This window comes from Paraburkholderia sp. BR10872, assembly GCF_040965835.1.
GTDB lineage: Bacteria > Pseudomonadota > Gammaproteobacteria > Burkholderiales > Burkholderiaceae > Paraburkholderia > Paraburkholderia nodosa_A.
Genome location: NZ_JBFRCN010000011.1, coordinates 1 through 25164, shown reverse-complemented (window position 1 = coordinate 25164; position 25164 = coordinate 1). Strand labels below are relative to the sequence as shown.

Below are 25164 nucleotides of genomic sequence, written 5' to 3'. Positions count from 1 at the left end.
TCAGTGAATCGAAGAAGCACTGCGGAATGCACGTGCTTCAACGGCGGATTCTACATACGCGCAAGCGTTTTGCGTGAAGCTTTTGCATTGTCGTTACGATTTTGTTGCGCAGCGCTGACTCTCGAACACATTTTGACGCCTGTTTACAGGGGTAAACGTGCACCTGGCGCAGCCGGATCACCGACGGACGATACGCTTCGGTGGGGCGCAGCGCACGGCGCGTTCGACAGGAAAGCGCCACACGTATGGCGTTTTCTCGCGATTTCGGCTGCCATGCCGGTGTCGCCGCGACGGCAAAATGCAGTCAAAGCGTGCGCAGCAGCGTGGCGAGCGATGTCAGCGCGGCGTCGATACGCTCGGCGTCGACCCCACCGTAACCGAAAAGAAAACCGCTCTGCACAGGCGCTTCGAGATGAAACGGCGCGAGCGGATGCAGGCCGATCGACGCGCGGCGCGCGGCCTGCGCCACCGCGGCAGCGTCGAGCACGTACACGAGCCGCGCCGCTTTCGGCAGCCGCGCGACGACGAGCCCGTCGTGATCCACCGGCACCGGCACGACCTTCGCGCCCAATGCGGCAAAGATGTTGCGCGCGAGCAGATCGAGCGCCTGCTGCGCGCCCTGCGTGACGATCACGTCCTGCCAGATGCCCTGCACCGCGCGGTTGAAAGCGAGATAGCGCGACACCGCAAGGCGCAGCTTCTCCTCGCCCGCCGGATCGCGATACATGCCGAAACCGCGCGCCTGCACGCGCAGCGCGTCGTTGATGCAGCGCCGCCAGACGTCGAAGGGAAAGCGCGACTTGTCGGTGACACCGCCCGCGAAATCGCAGGCGAGCCGCGTATCGAGGCGCGGCAACGAACCGTGCAGCGCCTCGGCTTGCGCCTGCGCGCCACGCGCGGCACCTTCCCGGTACGCGCAGAAGTGATCGCCGCGGTGGCCGCGCGTATCTGCGGATTCGGATGACCGTGCTCGCGCGCGGGCAGGCGTTCGAGCGTCTGCGCCACGAAAGTGCCCGAGCCGCGCCGCGATTTCAGATAGCCTTCGGCGAGCAGCCGTTCGAATACGTCGAGCGTGGTCTTGCGCGAAACGCCGAGTAGAGCGCGCGAGCAAAAGCTCGATTGAAAAGCCGCTCGCGGAACCGGTGCGCCTGCGCGCTTCGCAGATCAACGGCTGCGCCTATTGCGTGGACATGCACACCGGTGATGCGCGTAAAGGCGGCGAAACCGATCGCCGGCTCGCCACGGTATCGGTGTGGCGCGAAACCCCGTTCTTCACCGAGCGCGAGCGCGCGGCGCTCGAATGGACCGAATCAGTCACGCTGCTCGCGCAAACGCACGTACCCGACGAAGTGTGGGAACGCGTGAAGCCGCATTTCAGCGATCAGGAGATCGCCGACCTCACGCCGCTGATCATCGCGATCAACGGCTGGAACCGCATCGCGGTGACGTTCCGCAAGATGCCGGCTTGAGTCCAAGCAGCAAGCGCGCTGCTTCAGCTGCCGCAAATTAAGCGGCGACTGAACGCGGCGCGGGTGTCGATCACCGAGTGCTTTCCGATTGCGGCTCGCGCGCCGCTGGCAGTTTTTGCGCGGTTTTTGGCATGGTTGTGGAGCGGCGCGAGATTACAGTGATTCCCGAATCATCGGCACACCGCGTCGGCCTTTTCGACAGCCAAACCTTGACCGGGAACACCACATGGCACTGCAGATCGGATTTCTCGTCTTCCCCAACGTTCAACAGCTCGACCTGACCGGCCCATACGACGTGCTCGCCTCGATGCCGGACACCCGCGCGCGGCTCATCTGGAAGACGCTCGACCCGGTGCGCTCGAGCACCGGCCTCATGCTCACGCCCGACACGACCTTCGAGGACTGCCCGCCGCTCGACGTGATCTGCGTGCCGGGCGGCAGCGGCGTCTCCCAGCTGATTCCAGACGACGAGACGCTCGCGTTCCTGCGCCGCCAGGCGAGCACGGCGCGCTACGTCACTTCGGTTTGCACGGGTGCGCTCGTGCTCGGCGCGGCCGGGCTGCTGCGCGGACGCCGCGCGACCACGCACTGGGCCTTCCACGAACTGCTGGAGCCGCTCGGCGCGCTGCCCGTGAAAGCGCGCGTGGTGCGCGACGGGAACGTGCTGACCGGCGGCGGCATCACCGCGGGTATCGATTTCGCATTGACGCTCGCCGCCGAACTGATCGGCGACGAGGACGCCCAGGCGCTCCAGCTCGAACTCGAGTACGCGCCCGCGCCGCCGTTCGATGCGGGCGACCCCGCCAGCGCACCGCGTGCAATCGTGGAAAGGTTGCGCGCGCAGACAGCCGCATCGCTCGCCGCACGCGCACGCGTAGTCGCGGCGGCGGCCGCGAAGCTCGGTGCTTGAGCGCCCGTTGAGGCCGCCGGGGTAACTACTGCGATTACCGGCAAGCCAGGGTCAGCGCTTGCTACCGTCTTTGATGGGGATCGATTACATTGAGCAACGGGCGCGCCGCAGTCGTTTGCGCCCGTCCTCCCAGACCTGGGTAAGTCGTTCAAATCAACCATTAAGGGAATCAATGCGCTCCACCACCAGCAAGCTGACTCTCGCCGCGGCGACCGCCGCATTCCTGATCGGCGTTGCCGCGCCGGCATTTGCGCAAACGGAAGCCAGCGCACCCGCCGCCACGGCCTCGCAACCGCTCACCAAGGAACAAAAGGCGCAGGCCAAAGCTCAAGCCAAAGCGCAGCGCAAGGCCGAACGCAAACAGGCCCGCGCGAAGAACAATGCCGAGTTGAAGAAGCTGGAAGACGCAGGCTACAAGCCGGCGCTGAACGACCCGAACTATCCGCAGAACCTGCAGGACGCACAGAAGAAAGCTAACGCTGCTGCAGGCGCCAGCCAGTAATTCGCGTCAGCGGTCGTTTTAACCGGCTGTTTTGCCGGTTAAAACGCCTCCACCCTCAACGTGCCCGCATCACCCGCAGCATGCTGCAACGCTGCGCTTCCCCCGCCTTCGCGCTCGCGCACTCCCGCTGTACACACTAAACGCTTCATCAGTCGAATGGCAGTACCATCCGCGAAGCGAATGCGCTGACTCGTTCGCAAGCCGCCACACCGCCGCTTTTCGATGCTGCATGCGCTCTGCCAGAAGCGACACGCGAGCCATGCCGCGTGCATGCCCAACAGGGAGTCATCGCCATGAACGCACCCCAGCCAGCCGCCAACGCGAGCGCGGCGCCGCAGAAGAAGGGCATACCTGTGGGCCTGATCGCGGGCGTGGTCGCGCTCGTCGTCGTGCTTCTGCTGCCCCTTCCCGATAGCCTCCCGCCCGCCGGCCAGCGCATGCTCGCCATCCTCGCGTTCGCCGTGGTCGTGTGGCTCACCGAAGCCGTATCGTACGAAGCGAGCGCCATCATCATCACGTCGCTCATGGCGTTTCTCGTGGGCACCGCGCCCACCATCGAAAACCCCGCTGTCGATTACGGCACCAACAAAGCCATCAGCATGGCGCTCGCGGGCTTCTCCAATTCCGCGCTCGCGCTCGTGGCCGGCGCACTCTTCATCTCCGCGGCGATGACCGTCACCGGGCTCGACCGGCGCATTGCGCTCGTCACGCTCTCGCTGATCGGCACCACCACGCGGCGCATCCTGATCGGCGCGGTCGCCGTGACCATCGTGCTCTCGCTCGTCGTACCGAGCGCCACTGCGCGCAGCGCGTGCGTCGTGCCGATCATGGTGGGCGTGATCTCGGCGTTCGGCGTCGACAAGCGCTCGAACATCGCGGCGGGCATCATGATCGTGGTCGCGCAAGCCACGAGCATCTGGAACGTCGGCATCCAGACCGCCGCCGCGCAGAATCTGCTGACCGTGGGCTTCATGGACAAGATGCTCGGCGCGCGCGTCACGTGGCTCGACTGGCTCATTGCGGGCGCGCCCTGGGCGATCGTGATGTCGGCGGCGCTGCTCTTCATCGTGCTGAAGATGCTGCCGCCCGAAGCCGATGCCATCGCGGGCGGCAAGGAAGCCGTCGAAGCCTCGCTGCGCGAACTCGGCCCCATGACGGGCCCGCAGAAACGCCTGCTCGGGGTGTCCATCGGCCTGCTGCTCTTCTGGGCGACCGAAGGCAAGCTGCACCCGTTCGACACCACTTCGGTCACTTACGTGGGGCTCGTGCTGCTGCTGTTGCCGCGCTTTGGTGTGATGGACTGGAAGACCGTGCAAAGCCGCATTCCGTGGGGCACGGTGATCGTGTTCGGCGTGGGCATCAGCCTCGGCACGGCGCTGCTCACGACGAAAGCGGGCCAATGGCTCGGCGACCTCGTCGCGCATCACACGGGGCTCGACACCGCCACGCCGTTCATGGCCTTCGCGATTCTCTCGGCCTTCCTCATCCTCATCCACCTCGGTTTTGCGAGCGCAACGGCGCTCACCTCCGCGATGCTGCCGATTCTCGTGTCGGTGCTGCAGTCCATGCAGGGCGACTTCAACCGGCTCGGTCTCACCATGCTGCTCGGCTACGTGGTGAGCTTCGGCTTCATCCTGCCGATCAACGCGCCGCAAAACATGGTGTGCCTCGCCACCGAAACGTTCACGGCGAAGCAGTTTGCGCGCGTGGGCATCGTGCTGACCGTCGTCGGCTATGTGTTGTTGCTGCTGTTCGCCGCGACGTGGTGGCGCTGGCTGGGCTGGATCTGAACACTGCACCCGAACGCTGCACGGTTAGCAAGGAGCCGCTCATGGAAGTCAGGATCGACGACGCACGCCGCTTCGCCACGGCCGTGCTCACGAACGTCTCGGTGCCCGAAGACATCGCCGCCGACGTGGCCGACCATCTGATCGAATCCGACCGCGTGGGCTACGCGAGCCACGGCCTGTCGATCCTGCCTAACTACAAGCGCGTGCTGGCCGCGGGCTTCGTCACCGCAGACGGCCGCGCCGAGCGCGTCGTCGACCGCGGCAGCCTGATCGGCTATGACGGCCACAGCGGCTTCGGGCAGCACATTGGCAAGGTCGTGATGGAAGACGCGATCGCTCGCGCGCGCGAACATGGGCAGTGCATCGTAACGCTGCGTCATAGCCATCACCTGGGGCGCATGGGCCACTACGGCGAAATGGTCGCGGCGCAGGGCTACGTGCTGCTCGCCTTCACCAACGTGGTCAATCGCGCGCCGACCGTCGCGCCGTTCGGCGGACGCGAGCCCCGGCTCACGACCAACCCGCTGTGCTTCGCGGGTCCGCTGCCGGGCGGGCGGCCGCCCTTCGTCGTGGATATCGCCACGAGCGCCATCGCCGTGAACAAAGCGCGCGTGCTCGCCGAAAACGGCCTGCCGGCGCCTGACGGCTCGGTGATCGACGCGAACGGCCAGCCGAGCACCGACCCCAACGTGTTGTTCGCCGACCCGCCAAGCGCGCTGCTGCCGTTCGGTCTGCACAAGGGCTATGCGCTGGGTCTCGTGGCGGAACTGCTCGCGGGGGTGCTCTCGGGCGGCGGCACGATCCATCCGGACAACCCGCGCAATGGCGTCGCGACCAACAATCTGTTCGCGCTGGTGCTCGATCCGCAGGTGGACTTCAACACGACGTGGCGCTCGCAGGAGGTCGAATCGTTCCTCGACTATCTGCTCAGCTGCCCGCCGCAGGATCCGTCGCAGCCGGTGCAGTACCCCGGCCAGTACGAAGCGGAAAATCGTGCGCGGCACATGCAGACGATCACGCTGCCCGACTCCGTGAGAAAGCCGTTCGCCGACATCGCCACCGAACTGGGCATTGCGCCGCTTACGGCGATTTGAGGCGATCCAACGCGACGCTGTAAACAAAAAACCGCGCGAACCCTGCGGGACTCGCGCGGCCGTTTCATGCGTTGAGCTTACCTCACACGGCAACCGCGCCCACGTAGTTCTCGGCCATCGCCGTCGCGGCGGGGCGGGACGTGGTGACATGTTCCAGTTCGGCAACCTGCAGGCGCTGCTCGAACGGCGTGGCGTCGTCAAGGCGGTGCATCATGCGCGTCATCCAGTACGAGAAGTGTTCGGCGCGCCAGATGCGGCGCAGCGCCGTTTCGCTATAGCCATCGAGCAGATCGGTGCGGCCTTCCTGGTAGAACGCCACGAGCGCCGCGGTCAGCACGCGCACGTCCGCCACCGCGAGATTGAGGCCCTTCGCGCCGGTCGGCGGCACGATGTGCGCCGCATCGCCCGCGAGAAAGAGGCGGCCGTGCTGCATCGTGGTCGTGACGAAGCTGCGCATGCCCACGATGTTCTTCTGGAAGATCTTGCCTTCCACCACCTGGTGGCCTTCGCGCGAATCGACGCGCGCGTGCAGCTCGGCCCAGATGCGGTCGTCGGACCAGTTGTCGACGTTGTCCGTCGGATCGCACTGGAAGTACATGCGCTGCACGTTCGGCGAGCGCGTGCTGACGAGCGCGAAGCCGCGATCGTGCCGCGCGTAGATCAGCTCGTCGGAAGTGGGCGGCGCCTCGACGAGAATACCGAACCAGCCGAACGGGAACACGCGCTCGTAGTCCTGGCGCAGCGCCGCCGGAATCGAGGCGCGCGACACGCCGTGGAAACCGTCACAGCCGATCACGTAGTCGCAGTGCAGCTCGTGCTCTTCGCCTTCGTGCGTGAAGCGGATCGACGGCGTGCTGGTTTCGACGCCGTGAATCGACGTGTTCGAGACATTGAAGAAGAGCTTGCCGTCCGCGGCCACGCGCGCCGCCACGAGGTCCTTGAGCACTTCGTGCTGCGCGTAGACGGTGATGGCTTTGCCCGTGAGGCCGGTGAGATCGATGCGGCGGCGCTTGCCTTCGAACGCCAGTTCGAAGCCGTGATGCAGCGCGCCTTCGGCCTTCATGCGCTCGCCGACGCCCGCTTCGGTGAGCACGTCCATCGTGCCTTGCTCGAGCACGCCGGCGCGTATGGTCGATTCGATCTGCTCGCGGCCACGCAGCTCGATCACGACCGAGTCGATGCCACGCAAATGCAGAAGATGGGAAAGAAGCAGGCCCGCGGGCCCGGCGCCAATGATGCCAACCTGGGTGCGCATGAGATGTCTCCTGATGCGGCGTTGCTTGAATTGATTTTTGGCAAGTTTCGCCGCAGCACGCGTTATCGCGCAACGCGATATGGAGAATATGGACTATCTCTATTTTGAATAGTGCTGCAGTCGCCAGCCGTCTCGCACCGCCATTGTGCGGAACGGAAATTGCTTATTGCCACGCTTCGCCTGCGCCCCAGGTTTGCGCACTGGCGCGCTCGTCGCCCCTCAAAAACATTAAGGCCATGTCCTTCCCGTTCCGCTCCCGCACGCCCACATCCGCCACGACATCCCGCCCCGTCCCGTTTGCCGCCACGCTCGCCGCTGCGCTGTGCCTCGCCTGGCCGCTCGCGCAAACCGCCCATGCCGCCGACGCACAAGCCGACGTCGCAGCCTCCGCTAGCGCACCCGCCAACGCGCAGGAATTACAAACGCCCGCGCGAGCGGCAATGCCGGTTCGCTCGCCGGCGCAGCATGACGCCGCAAAAGAGAGCCGGCCCGCCACGCCCGCCGACCTCTATGGCCGCCTCTATCACGACGTGCAGCTCGCGCAGATCTTCCCCGACGGCAAGACGTTTGCCGACATACTGCCCAACGAGCGCCCGAGCCAGATCACGGCCGCCTACGAGCGCTGGCGCCAGCAACACGCGGGGCTGCACGACAGCGCCGCGCGCAAGGCCGCGCTCGCGCAGTTCGTGAACCGGTACTTCACGGCCCCGGCGCAAACCGAAGATCACTACGTTTCCGATCCGAACCAGGATGTCGTCGGCCATATCGACACGCTCTGGAACGTGCTGAGCCGCCGCCCCGACGCAAAGCCGAATCCGTATTCGTCGCTGCTGCCGCTGCCCTATGCGTACATCGTGCCGGGCGGGCGCTTCAACGAAATCTACTACTGGGATTAGTACTTCATCATGCTCGGCCTGGAAGCGAGCGGCCGCCACGAACTCGCGCTCGACGAGCTGAGCAACTTCGGCGCGCTGATCGACCGATACGGCCACATCGCGAACGGCAATCGCACGTACTACCTGAGCCGCTCGCAGCCGCCGTTTTTCGCGCAGATGGTGAGCCTCGTTGCGGAAAAAGACGGCGACGCCGTGTACCTCCACTACCTGCCGCAATTGCGCAAGGAATACGACTACTGGATGGCCGGCGCGCAGACGCTCAAGCCCGGTCACGCCGCGCGCCACCTCGTGCGCCTGCCCGACGGCACGCTGCTCAACCGCTACTGGGACGCGCGCAACCGCCCGCGCGACGAGTCGTACCGCGAGGACATCCTGACCGCGCGCGCCACGCCGCAACGCGACGCCTCCGACCTCTGGCGCAACTTGCGCGCGGGCGCGGAAACGGGCTGGGACTACAGCTCGCGCTGGCTCGCCGACGGCCAAACGCTCTCGACTATCGATGTGACCTCGCTCGCGCCGGTCGACCTCAATTCGCTGATGGTGATCCTCGAACGCACGCTCGCGAAGGCCTATGGCCTCAGGGGCGACGCGCGCGAGGCCGAACTGATGACGAAGCGGGCGCAACAACGCGCCGACGCCATCGACCGCGTGCTCTGGGACCCGCAACTGCATGCCTACAGCGACTACGACTTCGCGCACCGCACGCTCACGCACCGGCTCACGGCGGCGACCGTCTATCCGCTCTATGCGGGCGTGGCGACGAAGGCCCAGGCGCAGGAAGTGGCCGCCGCGGTGCGCGCCGGGCTGCTGCGCCCCGGCGGCCTCGCCACCACCCAGGTCGCGACCGGCCAGCAATGGGACGAGCCGAACGGCTGGGCGCCGCTGCAATATCTCGCGGTCATGGGGCTGCGCCGCTACGGCGCACAGGACCTCGCGCAGGAAATCGCCACGCGCTGGATCGCGACGAATCTCGCCTACTACGCGCGCACGCATAAGCTCGTCGAGAAGTACGACGTGAGCGCGTCGGCCACGAAGGCCTCGTCGGCAGGCGGCGGCGAATATCCGCTGCAGGACGGCTTTGGATGGACCAACGGCGTCCTGCGCGTGCTGCTGCAGATGTATCCGCAGACGGGCGCCGCGCAAGGCGCACCGGCGGCGTCCGCCGCGGCCGCCGCCAGCACGCCCTGAGGCGCCGCCGCGCGCCCGCCGCGCCGCACGCCGGCGGCGCGCGGCGTACACTTTTTGCGCCACCGCAGCGTAATCGTCGTATAGCAACCAGGAGCCCCCCATGCGCAACGAAACGGCCTTTTTGTTCGACCTCGACGGTACGCTCGTCGACAGCGTGTATCAGCATGTGCTCGCATGGAAGGAAGCGCTCGACGCGGACGGCATCGAGCTCTCGGTGTGGCGCATTCACCGGCGCATCGGCATGAGCGGCGGTCTCTTCATGAACCAGTTGCTGCGCGAGACCCACGAGGCCCACGAGTCGATCGCCCCCGAGCGCATCGCGCGCTTGCAAAAACTACACGCCGACGCCTACCGCCGCCACGCCGACCAGGTGCGCCCGCTGCCCGGCGCCCGCGCGCTGCTCGACACCCTCAGCGCGGCGCAAGTGCCCTGGGCGATCGCCACGAGCGGGCGGCTCGCCACGGCGTCCGTGAACCTGCAGGCGCTCGGCGTGGACCCGTCCGTCACGACGGTGGTCACGCGCGACGAAGTGCGCCACGCCAAGCCCGACCCCGATCTTTTCGTCGCCGCGGCGCTGCGGCTGAACGTGCCGATCGAGCGCTGCCTCGTGGTGGGCGACAGCGTCTGGGACATGCTAGCGGCCCAACGCTGCCGCGCGCTCGGCATCGGCCTGCAGTCGGGCGGCTACGGCACCGAGGAGCTGCAACGCGCGGGCGCGCTACGCGTGTACGAAGATCCCGCCGACCTGCTCGACCACCTCGACGAAGTCTGCGCTCGCGATTGAGCCGCTGATCGAGCCGCCGCTCGGACTGATTGCGCGCGCCGCCGCACGCGGCGCGAAAATTGCGCAGCTCTCGGCTGTGCAGTGCAGCACCGCGGCTGCGCCGCCCCGCCTCTGGCGCACGTCATGTACTGCATGTCGCGCGCCATCGGCGTATGCTGACATAGGTCAATTCGACAACTCACCGGCCGGCTCCCGCCGCCTGCTGCGATGAACGACTCCGCCCCTGCCCCCGGAACTCCCAGCGCGCCGCGCGTGACGGTGGTCGTCCTCACGCGCAATCATGTACGTCAAACCGTCGATACCGTCGCGCGCCTCACCGCCCTTCCCGAACACCCGGACGTCATCGTGGCCGACAACGGCTCCACCGATTCCACCGTCTCCCTGCTGGCGTCGCTCTTTCCGCAAGTGCGCATCGTCCAGTCGCTGGGCGATCACGGCATGGCCGGTTTCAATCGCGCCGTGCTGCTCGCGCGCACCGACTATGTCGCGTGCTGCGACGACAGCACCTGGTTCGCGCCCGGCGCGCTCGCGCGTGCGGCGCACCTGCTCGACGCCCACACGCAGGTGGCCGTGCTCAACGCGCGCGTGGTGAGCGGCGACGAGCGCGAAATTCACCCCGCCTGCCTGATGCTCGCCGCCACGTCGCCGGGTACGGAAGGCGAAGCCGGGCCTGCGCTCGCGAACTTCATGGCCGGCGCGTGCATTTTCCGCGCGGCCGTGTTCCACGCGCTCGGCGGCTACGAGGAGCGGCTGTCACACGGCGGCGCCGAAGAGCTTGCCGCGCTCGACATGCTGTCGGCCGGCCACCAGATCGTTTATTGCGAGCAGGCGCTCGCGCATCGCGAGCCGCTTTACCGCTGGTTCACGCGCGCGCAGCAATGCTCGCTCGCGCGCAACACCGCCTGGGTGGCGTGGATGCGATTGCCCGCGCGCGATGCGATCGCGGCGACCGGCCGTGCGCTCGCCGTGTTCGCGCGCCAGCGCTCGCTCGGGCCCGCGGGCGTGGCGCTGCTGCGCGGCGCGTTCTGGACGTTGCGCGCACGCCGCGTGGTGCCGCCGCACGTCGTGCTGCTCACCCGCCAGGTACGCCGCGCGGAACGCCACGTGCGCGCGGGCATTCCGGCAATGGCCGAAAAGTACGACCGCTCAGGGCAGCGCGCGTGGTAAGCTGCGACGCCCGCTGCGTGCGGGCCGTCCATTCAGGAGGCCGGAGCCTGTCAATCTTGTGAACAGGCCCTATGACAGACCCGAGGACCATGACGACGCCCGACCCCGGCATCGCCCAGCAAAACACCGTCGCCGAAAGCCACCACGAACGCCGCTTCGAGGCGCTCGTGGAGCCGATCGAGGACTACGCGATCTTCCTGCTCGATACGCGCGGCTACATCGTGAGCTGGAATCGCGGCGCGGCCCGCATCAAGGGCTATGAAGCGCACGAGATCATCGGCCAGCATTTCTCGCGTTTTTACACCGACGAAGCCAACGCGCGCCGCTGGCCCGATCACGAGCTGGAGCAGGCCGCGCTGCACGGACGCTTCAACGACGAAGGCTGGCGCGTGCGCAAGGACGGCTCGATGTTCTGGGCCAACGTCGTCATCACCGCGCTGCACGAGAGCGACGGCTCGCTCTCCGGCTTTGCCAAGGTCACGCGCGACCTCACCGCCGAACGCCGCCAGGTCGAAGCGCTGCGTCTTTCCGAAGAGCGCTTTCGCCTGCTCGTGGAAAGCGTGAGCGACTACGCGATGTTCATGCTCGATCCGCAGGGCAACGTGGTGAGCTGGAACACCGGCGCGACCAACCTGAAGGGCTACCGTCCGGCCGAGATCGTCGGCCAGCATTTTTCCGTGTTCTATCCGCCCGACGAGGTCGCCGCCGGTCAGCCCGAACGCGAGCTGCGCCGCGCGAAGGAGTTGGGCCGGGTCGTGAGCGAGGGCTGGCGCGTGCGCAAGGACGGCTCGATGTTCTGGGCCAGTGTCACGCTCACCGCGGTGCATGACGGCCAAGGCCGCCTCACGGGGTTCGCGAAGGTCACGCGCGACATGACCGAAAGCCGCCGCACCGACGAACTCGAGCATTCGAGCGAACAGATGAAGCAGTTCCTCGCCTTGCTCGCGCACGAACTGCGCAACCCGCTCGCGCCGGTGCGCAACGCCGTGGCCACGATGCGCCTCATGGATGCGCCGAGCCCCGAGATCGAGCGAGCGAGCGAAATGATCGACCGTCAGATCGTGCACCTCACCCGGCTCGTGGACGACCTGCTCGACGTCGGGCGCATCACGTCGGGCAAGATCGAGTTGCGCGAGGCGCCGCTCGACCTGCACGAAGTGGTCGCGCACGCCATCGACGCGGCGCAGCCCTTCACCTCGGCACGCGGTCAGCACGTGGACGTGCAGATGCCCGACGAGCCGCTCACCATGAAGGGCGACCACACGCGGCTCGTGCAGGTGCTGCAGAACCTGCTGCACAACGCCTCGAAGTTCTCGCCCGACGGCAGCCGCATCGTCGTGGACGTGCGTTCCGCCGCGCGCGCCGTGCAGATCCAGGTGCGCGACGAAGGCCGCGGCCTGCGGCCCGGCACATACGAGTCGATCTTCGGCCTCTTCAGCCAGGACCGCTCGGCGCCGGGGCCCACGGAAAACGGGCTCGGCATCGGCCTCATGCTGTGCCGCTCGCTCGTCGAGCTGCATGGCGGCACCATCTCCGCCAGAAGCGACGGGCCCGGCAAAGGCAGCACGTTCACGATCCGCCTGCCGTTCGCGCGCGAGGCCACGCATGCCGTGCAGCCGCCGCCGCTCACGCCGGACACGGCCGAGCTTGCCGCGCTGGCCGAAGCCGGCGTGCCGCCGCTGCGCGTGCTCGTGGTCGACGACAACCGCGATTCGGCCGACAGCCTCGCCATGCTGCTCGAACTCAAAGGGCACGACGTGCGCGTGGCCTACAGCGCCGCCCACGCGCGCGAGGAAGTGGACGGCTTCACGCCGGACGCCGCGCTCATCGACATCGCCATGCCCGAGATCGACGGCTACGCGACGCTGCGTGCCCTGCGCGCGCTGCCGCCACTCAAGCACACGCTGTTCGCCGCGATGACCGGCTTCGGCCAGGCTGCCGACATCGAGCTCACGCACGAAGCGGGCTTCGAGATGCATCTCGTGAAGCCCGTGGACGTCACGCTGTTCGACGAGGTGCTCGCGCTTGCGGCGGCAAGGCAAAGGCGCCGCAGCGCGTGACGTTCGACTTGTCGCGCCCTTGAGTTACGGTGCCTTAAGGTGAGATAGGTGCGAACGGCCGGTATTCGACCTCGGGCCCGCGCACGACAATGGCCGTCGATTCCGGCACTTCGGCCCATACATCGGGCGCATCGCCAAGTGGCTCGGAAACGAGCAGATACGCGTCGTCGCCGGCTGCGATGATGCGCGGGTCGTCGGGATACAGTTCGCGCAGATGCCGGAACGCCGTGGTGTGATAAAGCGAGCGGGAATTGCGCTCGCTCGAATAGCGCACAGCGACGATCTGCTCGCCGTCGCATGCGCAAACCGTCATGTTGAGCGCCGGCTCGACGCCATGCTTTTGCGCGGTTGCCTCCACAAAACCCGCCATGCGTTCCAGCGCAAGAACGGGCTCGACTTCGAGGCCGAACGTCATCGCGAGATAGAACATCGTTTCCGAATCCGTCGACCCCTCGAGCGCATTGAAGCGCCCCGGATCGATCGCGACCAGCAGGTCGCGCCGCATCAGCGGATAGCTGCGGATCAGACCGTTGTGCGCAAAGATCCAGCGCCGGTGCCGAAACGGATGGCAGTTCGTTTCCTGCACCGGCGTATGCGTGGCCGCGCGAATGTGCGCGACGAACATGGGCGCACGCACCGCGCGCGCCAGTTCGCGCAGGTTGCGGTCGTTCCAGGCGGGATGCACGCTGCGGTAACGATAGGGAATGTCGTGCGGGTCCTGATACCAACCCATGCCGAAGCCATCGCCATTCGTGGTGGTCGCGCCTTTGGTGGAATGCAGGCTTTGATCGATCAGCGAATGCCGTGCGTGAAACAGCACGGTTTCGAGTTGCACGGGGTTCCCGCTATAAGCGAGCCAGCGGCACATGATGGTCTCCTTCGCGTGAGGACGCTTGTGTACGCCGGCCTGCTCACGAGCTACAGGCGCCGCTACTTCGCGGCGCGCAGGTCGGCGATCGGCGTGAGAAAGCCGGTCAGGCCAGTCAGTATGATCTGCACCCCGATGCACAGGAGCAGAAACGACGACACGCGCATGGCCACGCGCGTGCCTTCCACACCCAGGTACTGCGAAAGCCGTGCGGCGCGGCTGTACACGTAATAGATCACGAGCATGACGAGCGCGGAGATCACGAGCGACGCGAAGCTCGAGAGCAGCCACGCCGAAAGCTTGTGCGTGCGGTTGGCATTCAGCGCAATGGCCGTGGCGATGGAGCCCGGGCCGGTGGTGAGCGGAATGGTCAGCGGAAAAAAGGCTTTTCCGGAAGCCGAACTCGCGCTCACGGGCTTGACCGGATGATCGACCGCGGGCTCCGGCTCGGGCGCGTTGAGCATTTGCCAGCCGGCCACGGCTACGGCGAGGCCGCCGCCGATACGCAGCGCTTCCATTGAAATACCGAAGAAATGCAGGATGGGCGTGCCGACGAAAAAAGCCCCGACCAGCACGAAGAACGCGTTGATCGCCACGCGTTTGGCGAGCAGGCGCCGCTCTTCGTCAGTAAGCGTTGTGGTGCGATCGAGAAAAACAAAAGCACCGCTCAAGGGATTGATGATGCTGATGAGTCCGGTGAAACCGAACAGGATGTCTGAAATCAGGCTCTCGATCATGGAGTCGATCCGTTGAGGGCATGCGCAAAAAGCGCGCCGGGCTGCGAGAAGTGTAGCCGGATCGGCGTCGGGCGTGCCTGATCGATGTCGCTCGATGCCGCGAAAAATGGCGCGTTGCACCAATCTTTACGGCAAGCCCTTCAGTATTTTTGGCGGCTTTACGGGGCGCGTTCACAAGCATAGAGTGGGTGGCTTCGCACCCCGACGCGACGTTTCTTTTCTTCTCATATGAAAGAGGAGTTGCCATGTCACTGCGGTTGCTCGCTGCCTTGCCCTTTATCGGCATCCTGCTAGGGGTGCCGTTCGTCAATCGCACCGAGCCGCTCGTGCTCGGCATGCCGCTCGTGCTCGCGTGGATCGTCATGTGGGTGGTGCTGGCCGCGGTGATCATGGGGATCGTCTACCGGCTCGACCCAGTCAACCGGCTCTCGGGCGAAGCGGACGCGGAGGTGCGATCATGAGCGCCCTCATCATCATCGCGGCGATGACCTTCGTCGCGCTCTACCTCGGCATGCGCGCCCGCCGCGGGCACGACATGAACCTCGAGCAGTGGGCCGTGGGCGGCCGCAGCTTCGGCACCGCGTTCGTGTTCCTGCTGATGGCGGGCGAGATCTACACCACCTTCACGTTCCTCGGCGGCAGCGGCTTCGCCTATGGCAAGGGCGCGCCCGTCTACTACATTCTGGCTTACGGCACGCTTGCATACATCCTCTCGTACTGGATGCTGCCGCCCGTGTGGCGCTTCGCCAAGCAGCACCGGCTCGTCTCGCAGCCGCACTTCTTCGCGCGCAAGTACCAGAGCCCCGCGCTGGGCGTGCTGGTGGCTTGCGTGGGCGTGCTCGCGCTCGTGCCGTATCTCGTTCTGCAGCTCAAGGGCCTCGGCATCATCGTGACGACGGCCTCGTATGGCGCGATCTCCTCCACGGCGGCGATCTGGATCGGCGCGGCCGTGGTCACGGCTTACGTGATTGTTTCGGGCGTGCGCGGCTGCGCGTGGAACTCGGTCGTGAAGGACACGATGATTCTCGCCATCGCCGTGTTCCTCGGCATTTACCTGCCGATTCACCACTATGGCAGCCTGAGCGAGATGTTCCGCGCCATCGACGCCGCCAAGCCCGGCTTCCTCACCTTCCCGGCACGCGGCCAGAGCGTGACGTGGTTCCAGTCCACCGTGCTGCTCACGGCACTAGGCTTCTTCATGTGGCCGCATACGTTCATGTCGGTCTACACCGCGAAGAACGAGCGCATCTTCCGCCGCAACGCGATGATCCTGCCGCTCTATCAGCTTATTTTGCTGTTCGTCTTCTTCTGCGGCTTCGCAGCCGTGCTCAAGGTGCCGGGCCTCAAGGGCGGCGACATCGACCTCTCGCTGTTCCGTCTCGCCCTGCAGACGTTCGATCCATGGTTCGTGGGCGTGATCGGCGCGGCCGGCGTGCTGACCGCACTCGTGCCGGGCTCGATGATCCTCACCACGGCTTCGACGCTGCTCGCGAACGACATCTATCGCGGCGGCCTCGCGAAGAGCGCGGACGACGCGCAAGTCGCGAAGCTCGCGCGCGCCTTCGTGCCGGTGATCGCGCTCGTGGCAGTCGGCTTCACGCTCAATGGCGGGGACACCATCGTCGCGCTGCTCCTGATGGGCTACAACTTCGTCACGCAGCTGTTCCCGGCGATGGTGTGCAGCCTCTCCGCGCGCAATCGCGTAACGAAGCAAGGCGCATTCTGCGGCATCGTGGCGGGCGTGCTGGTGGTGATCGTCACGACGCTCACGCATGTGAGCGTGGCTCAGCTGATTCCGTTCGCGCCGGACGCACTCAAGGACGTCAACATCGGCTTCCTTGCGCTGTTCGTGAACGTGATCGTGCTAGTGGTGGTGAGTACGGTAACGCAGCCGCGCACGCATGTGGATCATGAGCATGCGCGGGCGCATTGAGTTGGCGTAACGCGGTAGCGAGGCGGCCCAATCGGCGAGATCCGATTGGGCCGTTTTCCATTTATGCCGCCTTGCGCGCTTCGGCGATGCGCTGCGGCGCCTCGGGACGCGCGTAGAGGCGTTCGAGATACGCCTGCAAGCGCGGGAAGCCCTCCAGCAGTTGCACTTCGTGGGCCCAGTCCATCAGATACACCGTCACGCAGTCGGCGACCGAAAGCTTGTTGCCGACGATGAACTCGCGTCCTTCGAGGTGCCTTTCGAGCACCGCGGCCATGCTGCTGAAGTCCTCCCGCGCGAGTTCGATATCGGCGGTACTGCGCTTTTCCGGTGGATACAGAAACGAATGCCGCGTGATTCTCCAGAGCGGCTGCTCCAGTTCGGTGACCGCGAACAGGGTCCAGCGATACGCCTGCGCGCGCTCGTCGAGATCCGCGGGCAACAGCGCCTTCTCTGGATATTTATCCGCGAGATACAGCACGATTGCAGCCGATTCGGGAATCACGCGGTCGCCGTCGATCAGCACGGGCACCTTGCCTGCGGGATTGATGCGCAGGTATTCAGGCCGCTTGTGCTCGCCTGCGAGCAGATTGACCGAGATGAATTCAAAATCGGCGTCGACTTCCTTGAGGCCCCATAGCGCGCGCTGCGAACGCGTGCCGGCAAAACCATAGAGTTTCATGACGCGCCTCCGTTCACACACCGGGAATCGGCAGAACGGGCATCACCTCGACGGCCTCGCCCGGAAAAATCGAAAAGTGCGGGTGGCCTTCGAACAGCTTCGCAGCCTCTTCGTGCGATGCAGCACGGAAAACGGTATAGCCGGTTAGCGCGTTAGATGTGTCTGCGATGCCATGCTCGCCAATCGATTTCGTCTTGCCGAGCGGGCCGCCCATATCGACGATCGATGCCTTGTGCTTTTCGACCCACGCGTGCCAGGCCGCAATGCCCTCCTTTTCCTTCGCGTGCCGATCGGCTTCGGAAAGCGCCGCCCATCCCTTCATGCGCGCGTTGTCTTTGGTACCGAGAAAAACAGCGAGAAACAGTTTCTGATCGCTCATGTGTCCTCCAACTGCTGGTCTGGTTGCTGGTCTGAAAACGGGAGCAACGGTATGTCGCCCATCCGGCCTTGACAGCATAGGTTGATATCAACATAATTGCAACATGGCACGCGCAAAGAAACTTCCCTTCGAAACCACGCTATTGGTGCGCGATTGCTGCCTGTGTCTGCATATGCAGCGGGCGGCACGCAATCTCGCGCGCATTTTCGACGACGTGCTGCGTCCGCTCGATCTCACGAACGGGCAGTTTTCGCTGCTGATGTCGCTGAACCGGCCGCATCCGCCCGGTATGAAAGACGTGGCGTCGCTGCTCGCCATGGACCGCACCACCCTCACGGCCGCACTCAAGCCGCTGGAGCGGCGCGGTCTCGTGGTCATCGAGCAGGACCCGGAAGACAAGCGCAGCCGTCTGCTGAGCCTCACGGACGAGGGGCATCGGCTGCTCAATGCTGCGTTTCCGCTATGGCAGCAAACGCATGAGGAGATCGAAAAGGAGTTCGCCGAGGGCGAGGTGGACAAGCTGCGCGCGCACTTGCGCGCGCTTTCCTAGTCGTGGCGCTTCTGCGCCCCATACAGCGTCGATTCCGCAAACCCCTCCGCCGCGAGCACGCGCCCTACGAGAATGAGCGCGGTACGCTCGATATCCGTAGCGAGCACCTTCTGCGCGATATCCGCGAGCGTGCCCGTTACGCGTTCCTCGTCGGGCCAGCTCGCGCGATAGATCACCGCGACCGGGCAATCTTCGCCGTAGTGCGGCAGCAATTCCTCGACGATGCGCGCGATATGGCGCACGCCCAGGTGAATCGCGAGCGTCGCTCGGTGACGCGCGAGGTCGCCTAACTGCTCGCCTTCGGGCATCGACGTTTTGGTGGCGTAGCGCGTGAGAATGAGCGTCTGCGAAATGCCGGGCAGCGTGAGTTCGCTGCCGAGCGCCGCCGCGCACGCGGCGGTCGCGGTCACGCCGGGCACGACTTCATAAGGAATACCGAGCATACGCAACCGCCGGATCTGCTCGCCGATCGCGCCATAGAGCGACGGGTCGCCCGAATGCACGCGCGCCACGTCGAAGCCCTGGGCATGCGCGTTTTCGAGCAACGCGACGATCTCGTCGAGCGTGAGCGGCGCCGTGTCCACCACCTTGTGCGCGCGGTGGCCCTCCAGCACGGCGGGCGGCACGAGCGAGCCCGCGTAGAGAATGACGGGGCAATTGCGCACGAGGCGCTGGCCTTTCACGGTGATCAGTTCAGGATCGCCCGGCCCCGCGCCGATGAAGAAAACGGTCATGCGTGGAAACTCCGCTGAATAGGGTTCGCGAGCGCGTCGATTGCCGCTTGCGCCGACGTGAATTCACGTTGCGCGTCGGGCAGCGGCGGGCGCTGCATCATCACCACGGGCAAGCCCATTTCGCGCGCGACGGCGAGCTTCGCTTCGGTCGCCGCGCCGCCGCTGTTCTTGCTGACCACGACGTCGATGCGCGCTTCGGTAAAGAGCGTGCGCTCGCCAACGGCCGTGAACGGCCCGCGCGCGTCGATGATGCGCGCACGGGCGTGGCCAGGATGCGCTTCGAGGCAACGGACCGTCCAGTGCTGATGCTCCGGCACCTCGTTCAGATGCGCAAGCGGCTCGCGCCCGAGCGTGAAGAGCGGGCGCGCGAACGGCATGACCGCTTCGACCACGCCGGCCCAGCCGCTCACCATGCGCCAGTCGTCGCCGGGCTGCGGCTGCCACGGCGCACGCCGCAGCGCCCAGTACGGCACGTGCGCCGCTTCGCACGCACGCGCCGCGTTGGCGCTGATTTGCGCGGCATAGGGATGCGTGGCGTCGAAAACCAGTGTGATGTTTTCGTCCGCGAGAAAGCGCGCGAGCCCTTCGGCTCCGCCAAAGCCGCCCACCCGCACCGCGCAGGCGAGATCGGCGGGCACGCGGCCAAGGCCCGCGAGCGAGTAGACGTGCTGGGGGCCGAGCGTGCGCGCGATCGCCAGCGCATCGCCGGTGCCGCCGAGCAGCAGGATGCGCGCCGTCATGGCTTGACGGCCTCGTAAAGCGTGACGGGCAAGGCCTGACGCCAGGTGTCGAAGCCGCCCAGCGGCTGCGCCTCGCCGATGCCGACGCGCGTGAGCGCGCCGCCGTGCTGCGCGCGCCATGCCACGAGTGCCGCTTCGCTCTGCAACGTCACCGCGTTCGCGACGAGCCGCCCGCCGCTCGCGAGCGCCGCCCAGCACGCGTCCAGCACGCCGGGTACGGTCACGCCGCCGCCGATAAAGACCGCGTCTGGCGCGGCGAGCCCTGCGAGCGCGTCGGGCGCGCGGCCCGCAACGAGTTGCAAACCCGGCACGCCCAACGCCGCGCGATTGTGCTCGATGAAGCGTTGACGCTCGGCGTTCGCCTCGATCGCGATCGCGCGGCAAGCGGCGTGCGAACGCATCCATTCGATGCCGATCGAGCCGCTGCCCGCGCCCACGTCCCACAGCAACGCGCCGGGCGTGGGTGCGAGACGCGCGAGCGTGAGCGCGCGCACGTCGCGCTTCGTGATCTGACCGTCGTGTCGGTAGGCGTCGTCGGGGAGGCCTGGCGTGAGCGTCCAGCCGCGCGCGGGCGTCTGCGCACTATCGCTTTCGCATTCGAACGCGACCAGATTGAGCGCCGCGGCTTCTTCAACGTGCCACGCATCGGCGCGGCCTTCTATGCGGCGTTCGAGCGGGCCGCCCAGATGCTCGAACACGGCAAGACGCGTGGCGCCGAAGCCCGCTTCGGCGAGCAACGCGGCAAGCGCCGCGGGCGTGCGCCCATCCGCGCTCAACGCGAGCACGCGCGAGCGCGCGTAGAGATGGCGGCGCAGCGCATCGAGCGGACGACCGACGAGCGAGACCATCGCCGTATCTTGCAGCGCCCACCCCTTGCGCGCCGCCGCGAGCGAGAGCGACGACGGCGCGGGCAGCACGCGCATTTCACCGGGCACCACGCGGCGCGCGAGCGTCGCGCCCACGCCGAACAGCATGGGGTCGCCGCTCGCGAGCACGCATACGGACTGATTCGACTCGCGGTACGCAAGCAGCGCCTCGACGCTAAACGGCTGGGGCCACGCTTCGCGCCGTGCACGCACGCGCGAGGGCAGCATCGCCAGATGGCGTTCGCCACCCGTCACGATGGCCGCGTCGAACAGCACGCGCCGCGCGTCGCGCCCGAGCCCCGCGTATCCATCGTCGCCGATGCCCACCACCGTCAGCCATGCCTGCGTGCCCTGCATTCGCTCTCCCGCCGTTGCCTGTTTGGTTGCCTGTTTCCCTACACCGCCACGGCCCGCAGCCCGATCGTGGGGTGGAGCACGCGTGAAAACGGGCATAATACCGTGTCCGCCGGTGCCGTTAAGGCAGCTTTGCATGAGACCGGAGCAAGCGCTGAAGCGCCAACTCCGGATCGCAAAAAGGGAACACAGCAAGCTGTGGCCGCCCCGCGACTGTGAGCAGCGAGACCGCATCCACCCGAGCCACTGGTTTTACCGGGAAGGCCGATGCGGCTCACGACCTGCGAGCCAGGAGACCTGCCGGCCGACTGTTCGCGCGAACCCATATCGGACGGGGTGTACCGATACCGCTGCCGTTTCCCGCCTGCCGTGCGGGCAACGCGCCGCTCCAGCGTGATGCTTACCCGGTAATGCCTTGAAACACGAAACGAAGCCTGTCTCGCCCGCTGCCGCATTGGCCGTGCTCCGCCCCTCGGCGTGCCCGGGGCTCCTGCGCGTGGTCGCGGCGCGCGACGGCGGCCTGTGCCGCATCCGCCTGCCTGGCGGCGCGCTGAGCGCCGCGCGTGCGCGGGCCCTCGCCGACGCAGCGTCGACGCACGCGAACGGCGTACTCGAACTGACCAATCGCGCGAACGTGCAGATTCGCGGCGTGCGCGCCGGCGAAGAAGCGGCATTGAGCGCCGCGCTGATCGACGCAGGCCTCGGCCCTGCCGGCATCGACGCCGCGAGCCCGGTCGAGCGTGCATGCGCCGCCGACGAATTGCGCAACGTGATGCTGAGCCCGCTCGCGGGCCTCGACCCTGACGCGTTGTGGGACACGACGGAACTCGCCGCTGCGCTCATCGACATGATGCAGCGCGAGCCACGCTTCGCCGCACTCTCGCCCAAGTTCGCGTTGCTACTCGACGGCGGTGAACGTGTGGCGACGCTCGAGCATCCGCACGACATCTGGCTCGCCGCGCTGCATGATGGCGCAACGGTGCGCTTCGCAGTGGGCCTCGCAGGTCGCCCCACGGCGCGGCCAGTCGGCACGCTCGCGGCCGAAGACGTTTGCGCATCGATGCGCGCGCTGTTGCATGCGTTCCTCGATCTCGCGGGCGCGGCCGCCACACGCATGCGCGACGTCCTCGCCACTCATTCGCTCGACGCGCTGCTACAGCGCGCGCAACAGCATGGCGACTTCACGTTGACGCGCGACGACGCCACGCTGCCCGCTTGGCGCCGCGCGGCGAGCCCCGCCGGCTTGCGCCTCGGCGCATACGCGCTGCACGCCGACGGCAGCGGCTACGTGGGCGCGCAGCCCGCTCTCGGCCGTATCGACGCGCCAACGCTGCGCGCACTTGCCGCGCTCGCGGAAGACTCGGGCGACGCGACATTGCGCGTGACGCCCTGGCAAGGCGTCCTGCTGCCGAATGTGCCCGCGCACGCCATGCACGCCGCGCTCGAACGCCTGGACGCGCTCGGTCTCATCGCCTCCCGCGCCGACCCGCTCGCGCGCCTCGTCGCGTGCACGGGCTCGACGGGATGTGCAAAAAGCCGCGCGGACACGAAGGCAGACGCACAGCGCCTCGCCGCAATGCTGCCGCCCGACGCCGAAGCCCACCTGAGCGGCTGCGAGCGCTCCTGCGCGGCCGCGCATTGCGCGCCGTTCACGTTGCTCGCCAGCACCCCGGACCACTACGACCTGTACCAGCGCGACGACACGCAAAGCGGCTTCGTCCAGCGCTTTGGCCAACTCATCGCGCGCAACCTGACGATCGAAGCCGCTGCGCTTGCACTCGCGCAGCGGCCCCGGAGTAACCAAGATGTCTGATTACATTCGCGACGGCCAGGCGATCTATCGCGAGTCGTTCGCGACGATCCGCGCCGAAGCCGACCTCTCGCGCATTCCCGCCGACCTCGAAAAACTTGCCGTGCGCGTGATTCACGCATCCGGCATGGTGGATGTGGCCGCCGACCTCGCATTTTCCGCAGGCGCGGGCACAGCGGGCCGCAACGCGCTCGCGGGCGGCGCGCCGATTCTCTGCGACGCGAAAATGGTCGCTTATGGCGTGACGCGCGCGCGCTTGCCGGCGAACAACGCCGTGATCTGCACGCTCGACGGTCCCGCTGTACCGGATCTCGCGCGCGAGATCGGCAACACGCGCTCGGCAGCCGCGCTCGAACTGTGGCGGCCGCATCTCGCAGGCAGCGTCGTGGCGATCGGCAATGCGCCCACCGCACTCTTTTATCTGCTCGATATGATTGCCGCCGGCGCTCCGCGCCCCGCGCTCATCCTCGGCTTTCCCGTCGGCTTCGTCGGCGCGGCCGAGTCCAAGGCGCAGCTTGCAGCCGAAAGCCACGGCGTACCCTTCGTCGTCGTGCACGGCCGCCGCGGCGGCAGCGCGATGGCCGCCGCCGCCGTCAACGCACTCGCTTCGGAGACCGAATAAATGATCCGCAAAGGACGTCTGCACGGCATTGGCGTCGGCCCCGGCGACCCCGAACTGCTCACGCTCAAGGCGCTGCGCCTGCTCAAGGCCGCGCCCGTGGTCGCGTATTTCGTCGCGAAGGGCAAGAAAGGCAATGCGTTCGGCATCGTCGAGGCCCATCTCGAAGCGGAGCAGGAACGCCTGCCGCTCGTGTACCCCGTGACGACCGAAGCGCTCGAACCGCCGCTCTCGTACGAAGCGATCATCGCCGACTTCTACGACGGCGCGGCGCAAACGCTTTCGCGCCATCTCGACGCCGGACGCGACGTGGCCGTGATCTGCGAAGGCGATCCGTTCTTCTACGGCTCGTACATGTATCTGCACGACCGGCTCGCCGCACACTACGAGGCCGAAGTCGTGCCGGGCGTGTGCTCGATGCTGGGCGGCGCGGCGGTGCTGGGCGTGCCGCTCGTCTACCGCAACCAGAGCCTCGCCGTACTCTCGGGCGTGCTGCCCGAGGACGAATTGCGCCGGCGCCTGGCCGACGCGGATGCCGCCGTGATCATGAAGCTGGGCCGCAATTTCGACAAGGTGCGCCGCGTGCTGGGCGAACTGGACCTCGCGCATCGCGCGCTGTATGTCGAGCGCGCAACCATGGCGAACCAGCGCATCGTCCCGCTCGACGACGTCGATCCGATGGCTTCGCCGTACTTCTCGCTGCTCGTCGTGCCGGGGGTGAAATGGCAGTCGTGACGCCGCCCGCCATCGTCATTCTCGGGCCCGGCGCGCTCGCCACGGCGCGGCGCGTGCAGACGCTTTACCCAGGCGCGCAGGTCCATGCGCTGGAGGGCCGCGTGGCAGGCGATGTCGCGTTCAGCGAGCTTGGCGCGCATTTGCGCGAATGCTATACGCGCGGCCTGCCCATCGTCGCGCTGTGTGCGGCGGGCATCGTGATCCGCTGCCTCGCGCCGCTCCTTGCCAACAAGGGCGCAGAGCCGCCGGTGCTCGCGCTCGCCGAGGACGGCAGCGCCGTCGTGCCGCTGCTCGGTGGACTCACGGGCGTGAACGTCATGGCACGCGAAATCGGCGCGGCGCTCGCGGTTGCTCCCGCCATCACCACGAGCGGCGAATTGCGCTTCGGCACCTGCCTGCTCAATCCGCCTGCGGGCTATGCGCTCGCGAGCCTCGCGCAAGGCAAGCGCTTCGTCTCCGATCTGCTTGCGGGCGCAGCGACACGCGTGGACGGCCACGCACCGTGGCTCGAAAATGTCGATCTGCCACGCGAGGCCGCGGCGCGCCATGCCATCCGCGTGAGCGCGCATGTCTGGGACGGCAGTCCCGACGACCTCGTCATTCATCCGCGCAGCATCGTCGCGGCCGTGGGTGCGCCACGCGAGGCGCTTGCCGATAACGTGCGCCGCGCGCTCGATGCGCACGGCCTCGCGCCGCTTGCGCTCGCGGCGCTCGTCGCCCCTGCTGCGCACATGCGCGATGCGTCGCTCGCGCAGGCGGCAGCGGAACTCGGCGTACCGCTGCGCTTCGTCGATAGCGAGGAGAACACGGCGCAAGCTACGCTCGCCGCCCTCGACTTCGCGGCGGACGTCGAGCGCTACACGCCGAACGACGACGGCGTCGCCCTCGCCTGCGCGGCCGTGCCGCTCGACCCGCTCACGTTGGGCCGCGCGCGCGGCAAGCTCACGGTGGTGGGCCTCGGCCCCGGCCGCGCCGACCTGCTTACGCCTGCCGCGCGCGCCGCGCTCGACAGCGCCACCGATATCGTCGGCTATGCAACCTATGT

General features: G+C 67.0%; 21 protein-coding genes, 4 pseudogenes and 1 riboswitch. Of the genes and pseudogenes, 16 read left to right on the top strand and 9 right to left on the bottom strand.

Going from position 1 to position 25164, the window contains the following annotated elements; all coding sequences use genetic code 11:
* Positions 1-484 precede the first annotated feature (484 nt).
* Positions 485-1095: pseudogene (locus AB4Y43_RS11465) on the bottom strand (PLP-dependent aminotransferase family protein); the annotation flags it as partial.
* Positions 1096-1106: 11 nt separating this feature from the next.
* On the opposite strand from AB4Y43_RS11465, the pseudogene AB4Y43_RS11460 reads away from it, so the two are divergent.
* The 5 genes and pseudogenes from AB4Y43_RS11460 to AB4Y43_RS11440 form a co-directional block, all read left to right on the top strand.
* A pseudogene (locus AB4Y43_RS11460) lies at positions 1107-1469 on the top strand (carboxymuconolactone decarboxylase family protein); the annotation flags it as partial.
* 226 nt (positions 1470-1695) lie between these two features.
* The gene (locus AB4Y43_RS11455; RefSeq protein WP_069266245.1) at positions 1696-2379 is read left to right on the top strand and encodes a DJ-1/PfpI family protein; all 684 of its coding nucleotides are present in this window, start codon (positions 1696-1698) and stop codon (positions 2377-2379) included.
* A gap of 172 nt (positions 2380-2551) precedes the next feature.
* A complete protein-coding gene (locus AB4Y43_RS11450; protein WP_069266244.1) occupies positions 2552-2881 on the top strand; it encodes a hypothetical protein in 330 nt (109 codons plus the stop codon).
* A 293-nt stretch (positions 2882-3174) separates the two neighbouring features.
* Positions 3175-4671: a DASS family sodium-coupled anion symporter gene (locus AB4Y43_RS11445; protein ID WP_368727832.1), complete on the top strand. Its 1497-nt coding sequence runs from the start codon at positions 3175-3177 to the stop codon at positions 4669-4671.
* 41 nt (positions 4672-4712) lie between these two features.
* The gene (locus tag AB4Y43_RS11440) at positions 4713-5765 is read left to right on the top strand and encodes an Ldh family oxidoreductase (protein ID WP_368727831.1); all 1053 of its coding nucleotides are present in this window, start codon (positions 4713-4715) and stop codon (positions 5763-5765) included.
* An 82-nt stretch (positions 5766-5847) separates the two neighbouring features.
* Here AB4Y43_RS11440 and AB4Y43_RS11435 read toward each other — a convergent pair whose 3' ends face one another.
* Positions 5848-7020 carry a 4-hydroxybenzoate 3-monooxygenase gene (locus AB4Y43_RS11435; protein ID WP_368727830.1) on the bottom strand — a complete coding sequence of 391 codons (1173 nt, stop codon included), beginning with the start codon at positions 7018-7020 and terminating at the stop codon, positions 5848-5850.
* A gap of 320 nt (positions 7021-7340) precedes the next feature.
* Between AB4Y43_RS11435 and treF the strand changes: the two are divergent.
* The 4 genes and pseudogenes from treF to AB4Y43_RS11415 all read left to right on the top strand — a co-directional run bounded on the left by treF (position 7341) and on the right by AB4Y43_RS11415 (position 13115).
* A pseudogene (gene treF / locus AB4Y43_RS11430) lies at positions 7341-9104 on the top strand (alpha,alpha-trehalase TreF).
* Positions 9105-9204: 100 nt separating this feature from the next.
* Positions 9205-9888 carry an HAD family hydrolase gene (locus AB4Y43_RS11425; RefSeq protein ID WP_069266238.1) on the top strand — a complete coding sequence of 228 codons (684 nt, stop codon included), beginning with the start codon at positions 9205-9207 and terminating at the stop codon, positions 9886-9888.
* Between the two features lie 207 nt (positions 9889-10095).
* A complete protein-coding gene (locus AB4Y43_RS11420) occupies positions 10096-11055 on the top strand; it encodes a glycosyltransferase (RefSeq protein WP_342946444.1) in 960 nt (319 codons plus the stop codon).
* Between the two features lie 89 nt (positions 11056-11144).
* Positions 11145-13115: a PAS domain S-box protein gene (locus AB4Y43_RS11415; RefSeq protein ID WP_256094835.1), complete on the top strand. Its 1971-nt coding sequence runs from the start codon at positions 11145-11147 to the stop codon at positions 13113-13115.
* A gap of 34 nt (positions 13116-13149) precedes the next feature.
* Here the strand turns inward: AB4Y43_RS11415 and AB4Y43_RS11410 are convergent, their stop codons facing one another.
* Together AB4Y43_RS11410 and AB4Y43_RS11405 are read right to left on the bottom strand one after the other, a co-directional pair.
* Positions 13150-13983, bottom strand: a complete 834-nt coding sequence (locus AB4Y43_RS11410) for a class II glutamine amidotransferase (protein WP_069266236.1) — start codon at positions 13981-13983, stop codon at positions 13150-13152.
* Positions 13984-14045: 62 nt separating this feature from the next.
* A complete protein-coding gene (locus tag AB4Y43_RS11405; RefSeq protein ID WP_368727829.1) occupies positions 14046-14720 on the bottom strand; it encodes a MarC family protein in 675 nt (224 codons plus the stop codon).
* 245 nt (positions 14721-14965) lie between these two features.
* On the opposite strand from AB4Y43_RS11405, the gene AB4Y43_RS11400 reads away from it, so the two are divergent.
* Together AB4Y43_RS11400 and AB4Y43_RS11395 are read left to right on the top strand one after the other, a co-directional pair.
* Complete coding sequence (locus AB4Y43_RS11400) at positions 14966-15181, top strand: DUF3311 domain-containing protein (RefSeq protein WP_028205546.1); 216 nt, start codon at positions 14966-14968, stop codon at positions 15179-15181.
* Positions 15178-16653: a sodium:solute symporter gene (locus AB4Y43_RS11395; RefSeq protein ID WP_069266234.1), complete on the top strand. Its 1476-nt coding sequence runs from the start codon at positions 15178-15180 to the stop codon at positions 16651-16653. Before AB4Y43_RS11400 ends, AB4Y43_RS11395 begins: the two co-directional genes overlap by 4 nt.
* A gap of 61 nt (positions 16654-16714) precedes the next feature.
* Here the strand turns inward: AB4Y43_RS11395 and AB4Y43_RS11390 are convergent, their stop codons facing one another.
* Both AB4Y43_RS11390 and AB4Y43_RS11385 read right to left on the bottom strand, forming a co-directional pair.
* A complete protein-coding gene (locus AB4Y43_RS11390) occupies positions 16715-17332 on the bottom strand; it encodes a glutathione S-transferase family protein (RefSeq protein WP_368727828.1) in 618 nt (205 codons plus the stop codon).
* Positions 17333-17345: 13 nt separating this feature from the next.
* On the bottom strand, positions 17346-17711 hold the full coding sequence (locus AB4Y43_RS11385) for a hypothetical protein (RefSeq protein ID WP_069266232.1): 366 nt from the start codon (positions 17709-17711) through the stop codon (positions 17346-17348).
* Positions 17712-17814: 103 nt separating this feature from the next.
* Between AB4Y43_RS11385 and AB4Y43_RS11380 the strand changes: the two genes are divergently transcribed.
* The gene (locus AB4Y43_RS11380) at positions 17815-18261 is read left to right on the top strand and encodes a MarR family winged helix-turn-helix transcriptional regulator (protein ID WP_069266231.1); all 447 of its coding nucleotides are present in this window, start codon (positions 17815-17817) and stop codon (positions 18259-18261) included.
* Here AB4Y43_RS11380 and cobM read toward each other — a convergent pair.
* From cobM to cbiE, 3 genes are read right to left on the bottom strand one after another with little or no spacing between them, the layout of a single operon-like run.
* Complete coding sequence (cobM, locus tag AB4Y43_RS11375) at positions 18258-18995, bottom strand: precorrin-4 C(11)-methyltransferase (protein ID WP_368727827.1); 738 nt, start codon at positions 18993-18995, stop codon at positions 18258-18260. The genes AB4Y43_RS11380 and cobM overlap by 4 nt on opposite strands.
* The gene (locus AB4Y43_RS11370; protein ID WP_368602867.1) at positions 18992-19735 is read right to left on the bottom strand and encodes a cobalt-precorrin-6A reductase; all 744 of its coding nucleotides are present in this window, start codon (positions 19733-19735) and stop codon (positions 18992-18994) included. Before AB4Y43_RS11370 ends, cobM begins: the two co-directional genes overlap by 4 nt.
* Positions 19732-20958, bottom strand: coding sequence for a precorrin-6y C5,15-methyltransferase (decarboxylating) subunit CbiE (gene cbiE / locus AB4Y43_RS11365; protein ID WP_368727826.1), 1227 nt, complete (start codon positions 20956-20958; stop codon positions 19732-19734). The genes AB4Y43_RS11370 and cbiE overlap by 4 nt, the downstream gene beginning before the upstream one ends.
* Positions 20959-21087: 129 nt before the next feature.
* Positions 21088-21275, top strand: a riboswitch (cobalamin riboswitch).
* Between the two features lie 95 nt (positions 21276-21370).
* Here cbiE and cobG point away from each other — a divergent pair.
* From cobG to AB4Y43_RS11345, 4 genes and pseudogenes are all read left to right on the top strand, one after another.
* Positions 21371-22768, top strand: a complete 1398-nt coding sequence (gene cobG, locus AB4Y43_RS11360) for a precorrin-3B synthase (RefSeq protein WP_368727825.1) — start codon at positions 21371-21373, stop codon at positions 22766-22768.
* On the top strand, positions 22761-23387 hold the full coding sequence (locus tag AB4Y43_RS11355) for a precorrin-8X methylmutase (RefSeq protein ID WP_368727824.1): 627 nt from the start codon (positions 22761-22763) through the stop codon (positions 23385-23387). Before cobG ends, AB4Y43_RS11355 begins: the two co-directional genes overlap by 8 nt.
* The gene (locus tag AB4Y43_RS11350) at positions 23388-24119 is read left to right on the top strand and encodes a precorrin-2 C(20)-methyltransferase (RefSeq protein ID WP_368602863.1); all 732 of its coding nucleotides are present in this window, start codon (positions 23388-23390) and stop codon (positions 24117-24119) included. It begins immediately after the preceding gene.
* Positions 24107-25164: pseudogene (locus tag AB4Y43_RS11345) on the top strand (cobalamin biosynthesis protein CbiG); the annotation flags it as partial. The gene AB4Y43_RS11350 and the pseudogene AB4Y43_RS11345, both read left to right, overlap by 13 nt.

Coding starts and splice junctions, on each gene's coding strand:
- AB4Y43_RS11405 (WP_368727829.1), bottom strand. CDS start 14,720: ATGATCGAGAGCCTGATTTCAGACATCCTGTTCGGTTTCACCGGACTC.
- AB4Y43_RS11450 (WP_069266244.1), top strand. CDS start 2,552: ATGCGCTCCACCACCAGCAAGCTGACTCTCGCCGCGGCGACCGCCGCA.
- AB4Y43_RS11425 (WP_069266238.1), top strand. CDS start 9,205: ATGCGCAACGAAACGGCCTTTTTGTTCGACCTCGACGGTACGCTCGTC.
- AB4Y43_RS11380 (WP_069266231.1), top strand. CDS start 17,815: ATGGCACGCGCAAAGAAACTTCCCTTCGAAACCACGCTATTGGTGCGC.
- AB4Y43_RS11355 (WP_368727824.1), top strand. CDS start 22,761: ATGTCTGATTACATTCGCGACGGCCAGGCGATCTATCGCGAGTCGTTC.
- AB4Y43_RS11410 (WP_069266236.1), bottom strand. CDS start 13,983: ATGTGCCGCTGGCTCGCTTATAGCGGGAACCCCGTGCAACTCGAAACC.
- AB4Y43_RS11420 (WP_342946444.1), top strand. CDS start 10,096: ATGAACGACTCCGCCCCTGCCCCCGGAACTCCCAGCGCGCCGCGCGTG.
- AB4Y43_RS11390 (WP_368727828.1), bottom strand. CDS start 17,332: ATGAAACTCTATGGTTTTGCCGGCACGCGTTCGCAGCGCGCGCTATGG.
- AB4Y43_RS11385 (WP_069266232.1), bottom strand. CDS start 17,711: ATGAGCGATCAGAAACTGTTTCTCGCTGTTTTTCTCGGTACCAAAGAC.
- AB4Y43_RS11455 (WP_069266245.1), top strand. CDS start 1,696: ATGGCACTGCAGATCGGATTTCTCGTCTTCCCCAACGTTCAACAGCTC.
- AB4Y43_RS11395 (WP_069266234.1), top strand. CDS start 15,178: ATGAGCGCCCTCATCATCATCGCGGCGATGACCTTCGTCGCGCTCTAC.
- AB4Y43_RS11415 (WP_256094835.1), top strand. CDS start 11,145: ATGACGACGCCCGACCCCGGCATCGCCCAGCAAAACACCGTCGCCGAA.
- AB4Y43_RS11370 (WP_368602867.1), bottom strand. CDS start 19,735: ATGACGGCGCGCATCCTGCTGCTCGGCGGCACCGGCGATGCGCTGGCG.
- AB4Y43_RS11440 (WP_368727831.1), top strand. CDS start 4,713: ATGGAAGTCAGGATCGACGACGCACGCCGCTTCGCCACGGCCGTGCTC.
- AB4Y43_RS11445 (WP_368727832.1), top strand. CDS start 3,175: ATGAACGCACCCCAGCCAGCCGCCAACGCGAGCGCGGCGCCGCAGAAG.
- AB4Y43_RS11400 (WP_028205546.1), top strand. CDS start 14,966: ATGTCACTGCGGTTGCTCGCTGCCTTGCCCTTTATCGGCATCCTGCTA.
- AB4Y43_RS11435 (WP_368727830.1), bottom strand. CDS start 7,020: ATGCGCACCCAGGTTGGCATCATTGGCGCCGGGCCCGCGGGCCTGCTT.
- cbiE (WP_368727826.1), bottom strand. CDS start 20,958: ATGCAGGGCACGCAGGCATGGCTGACGGTGGTGGGCATCGGCGACGAT.
- AB4Y43_RS11350 (WP_368602863.1), top strand. CDS start 23,388: ATGATCCGCAAAGGACGTCTGCACGGCATTGGCGTCGGCCCCGGCGAC.
- cobM (WP_368727827.1), bottom strand. CDS start 18,995: ATGACCGTTTTCTTCATCGGCGCGGGGCCGGGCGATCCTGAACTGATC.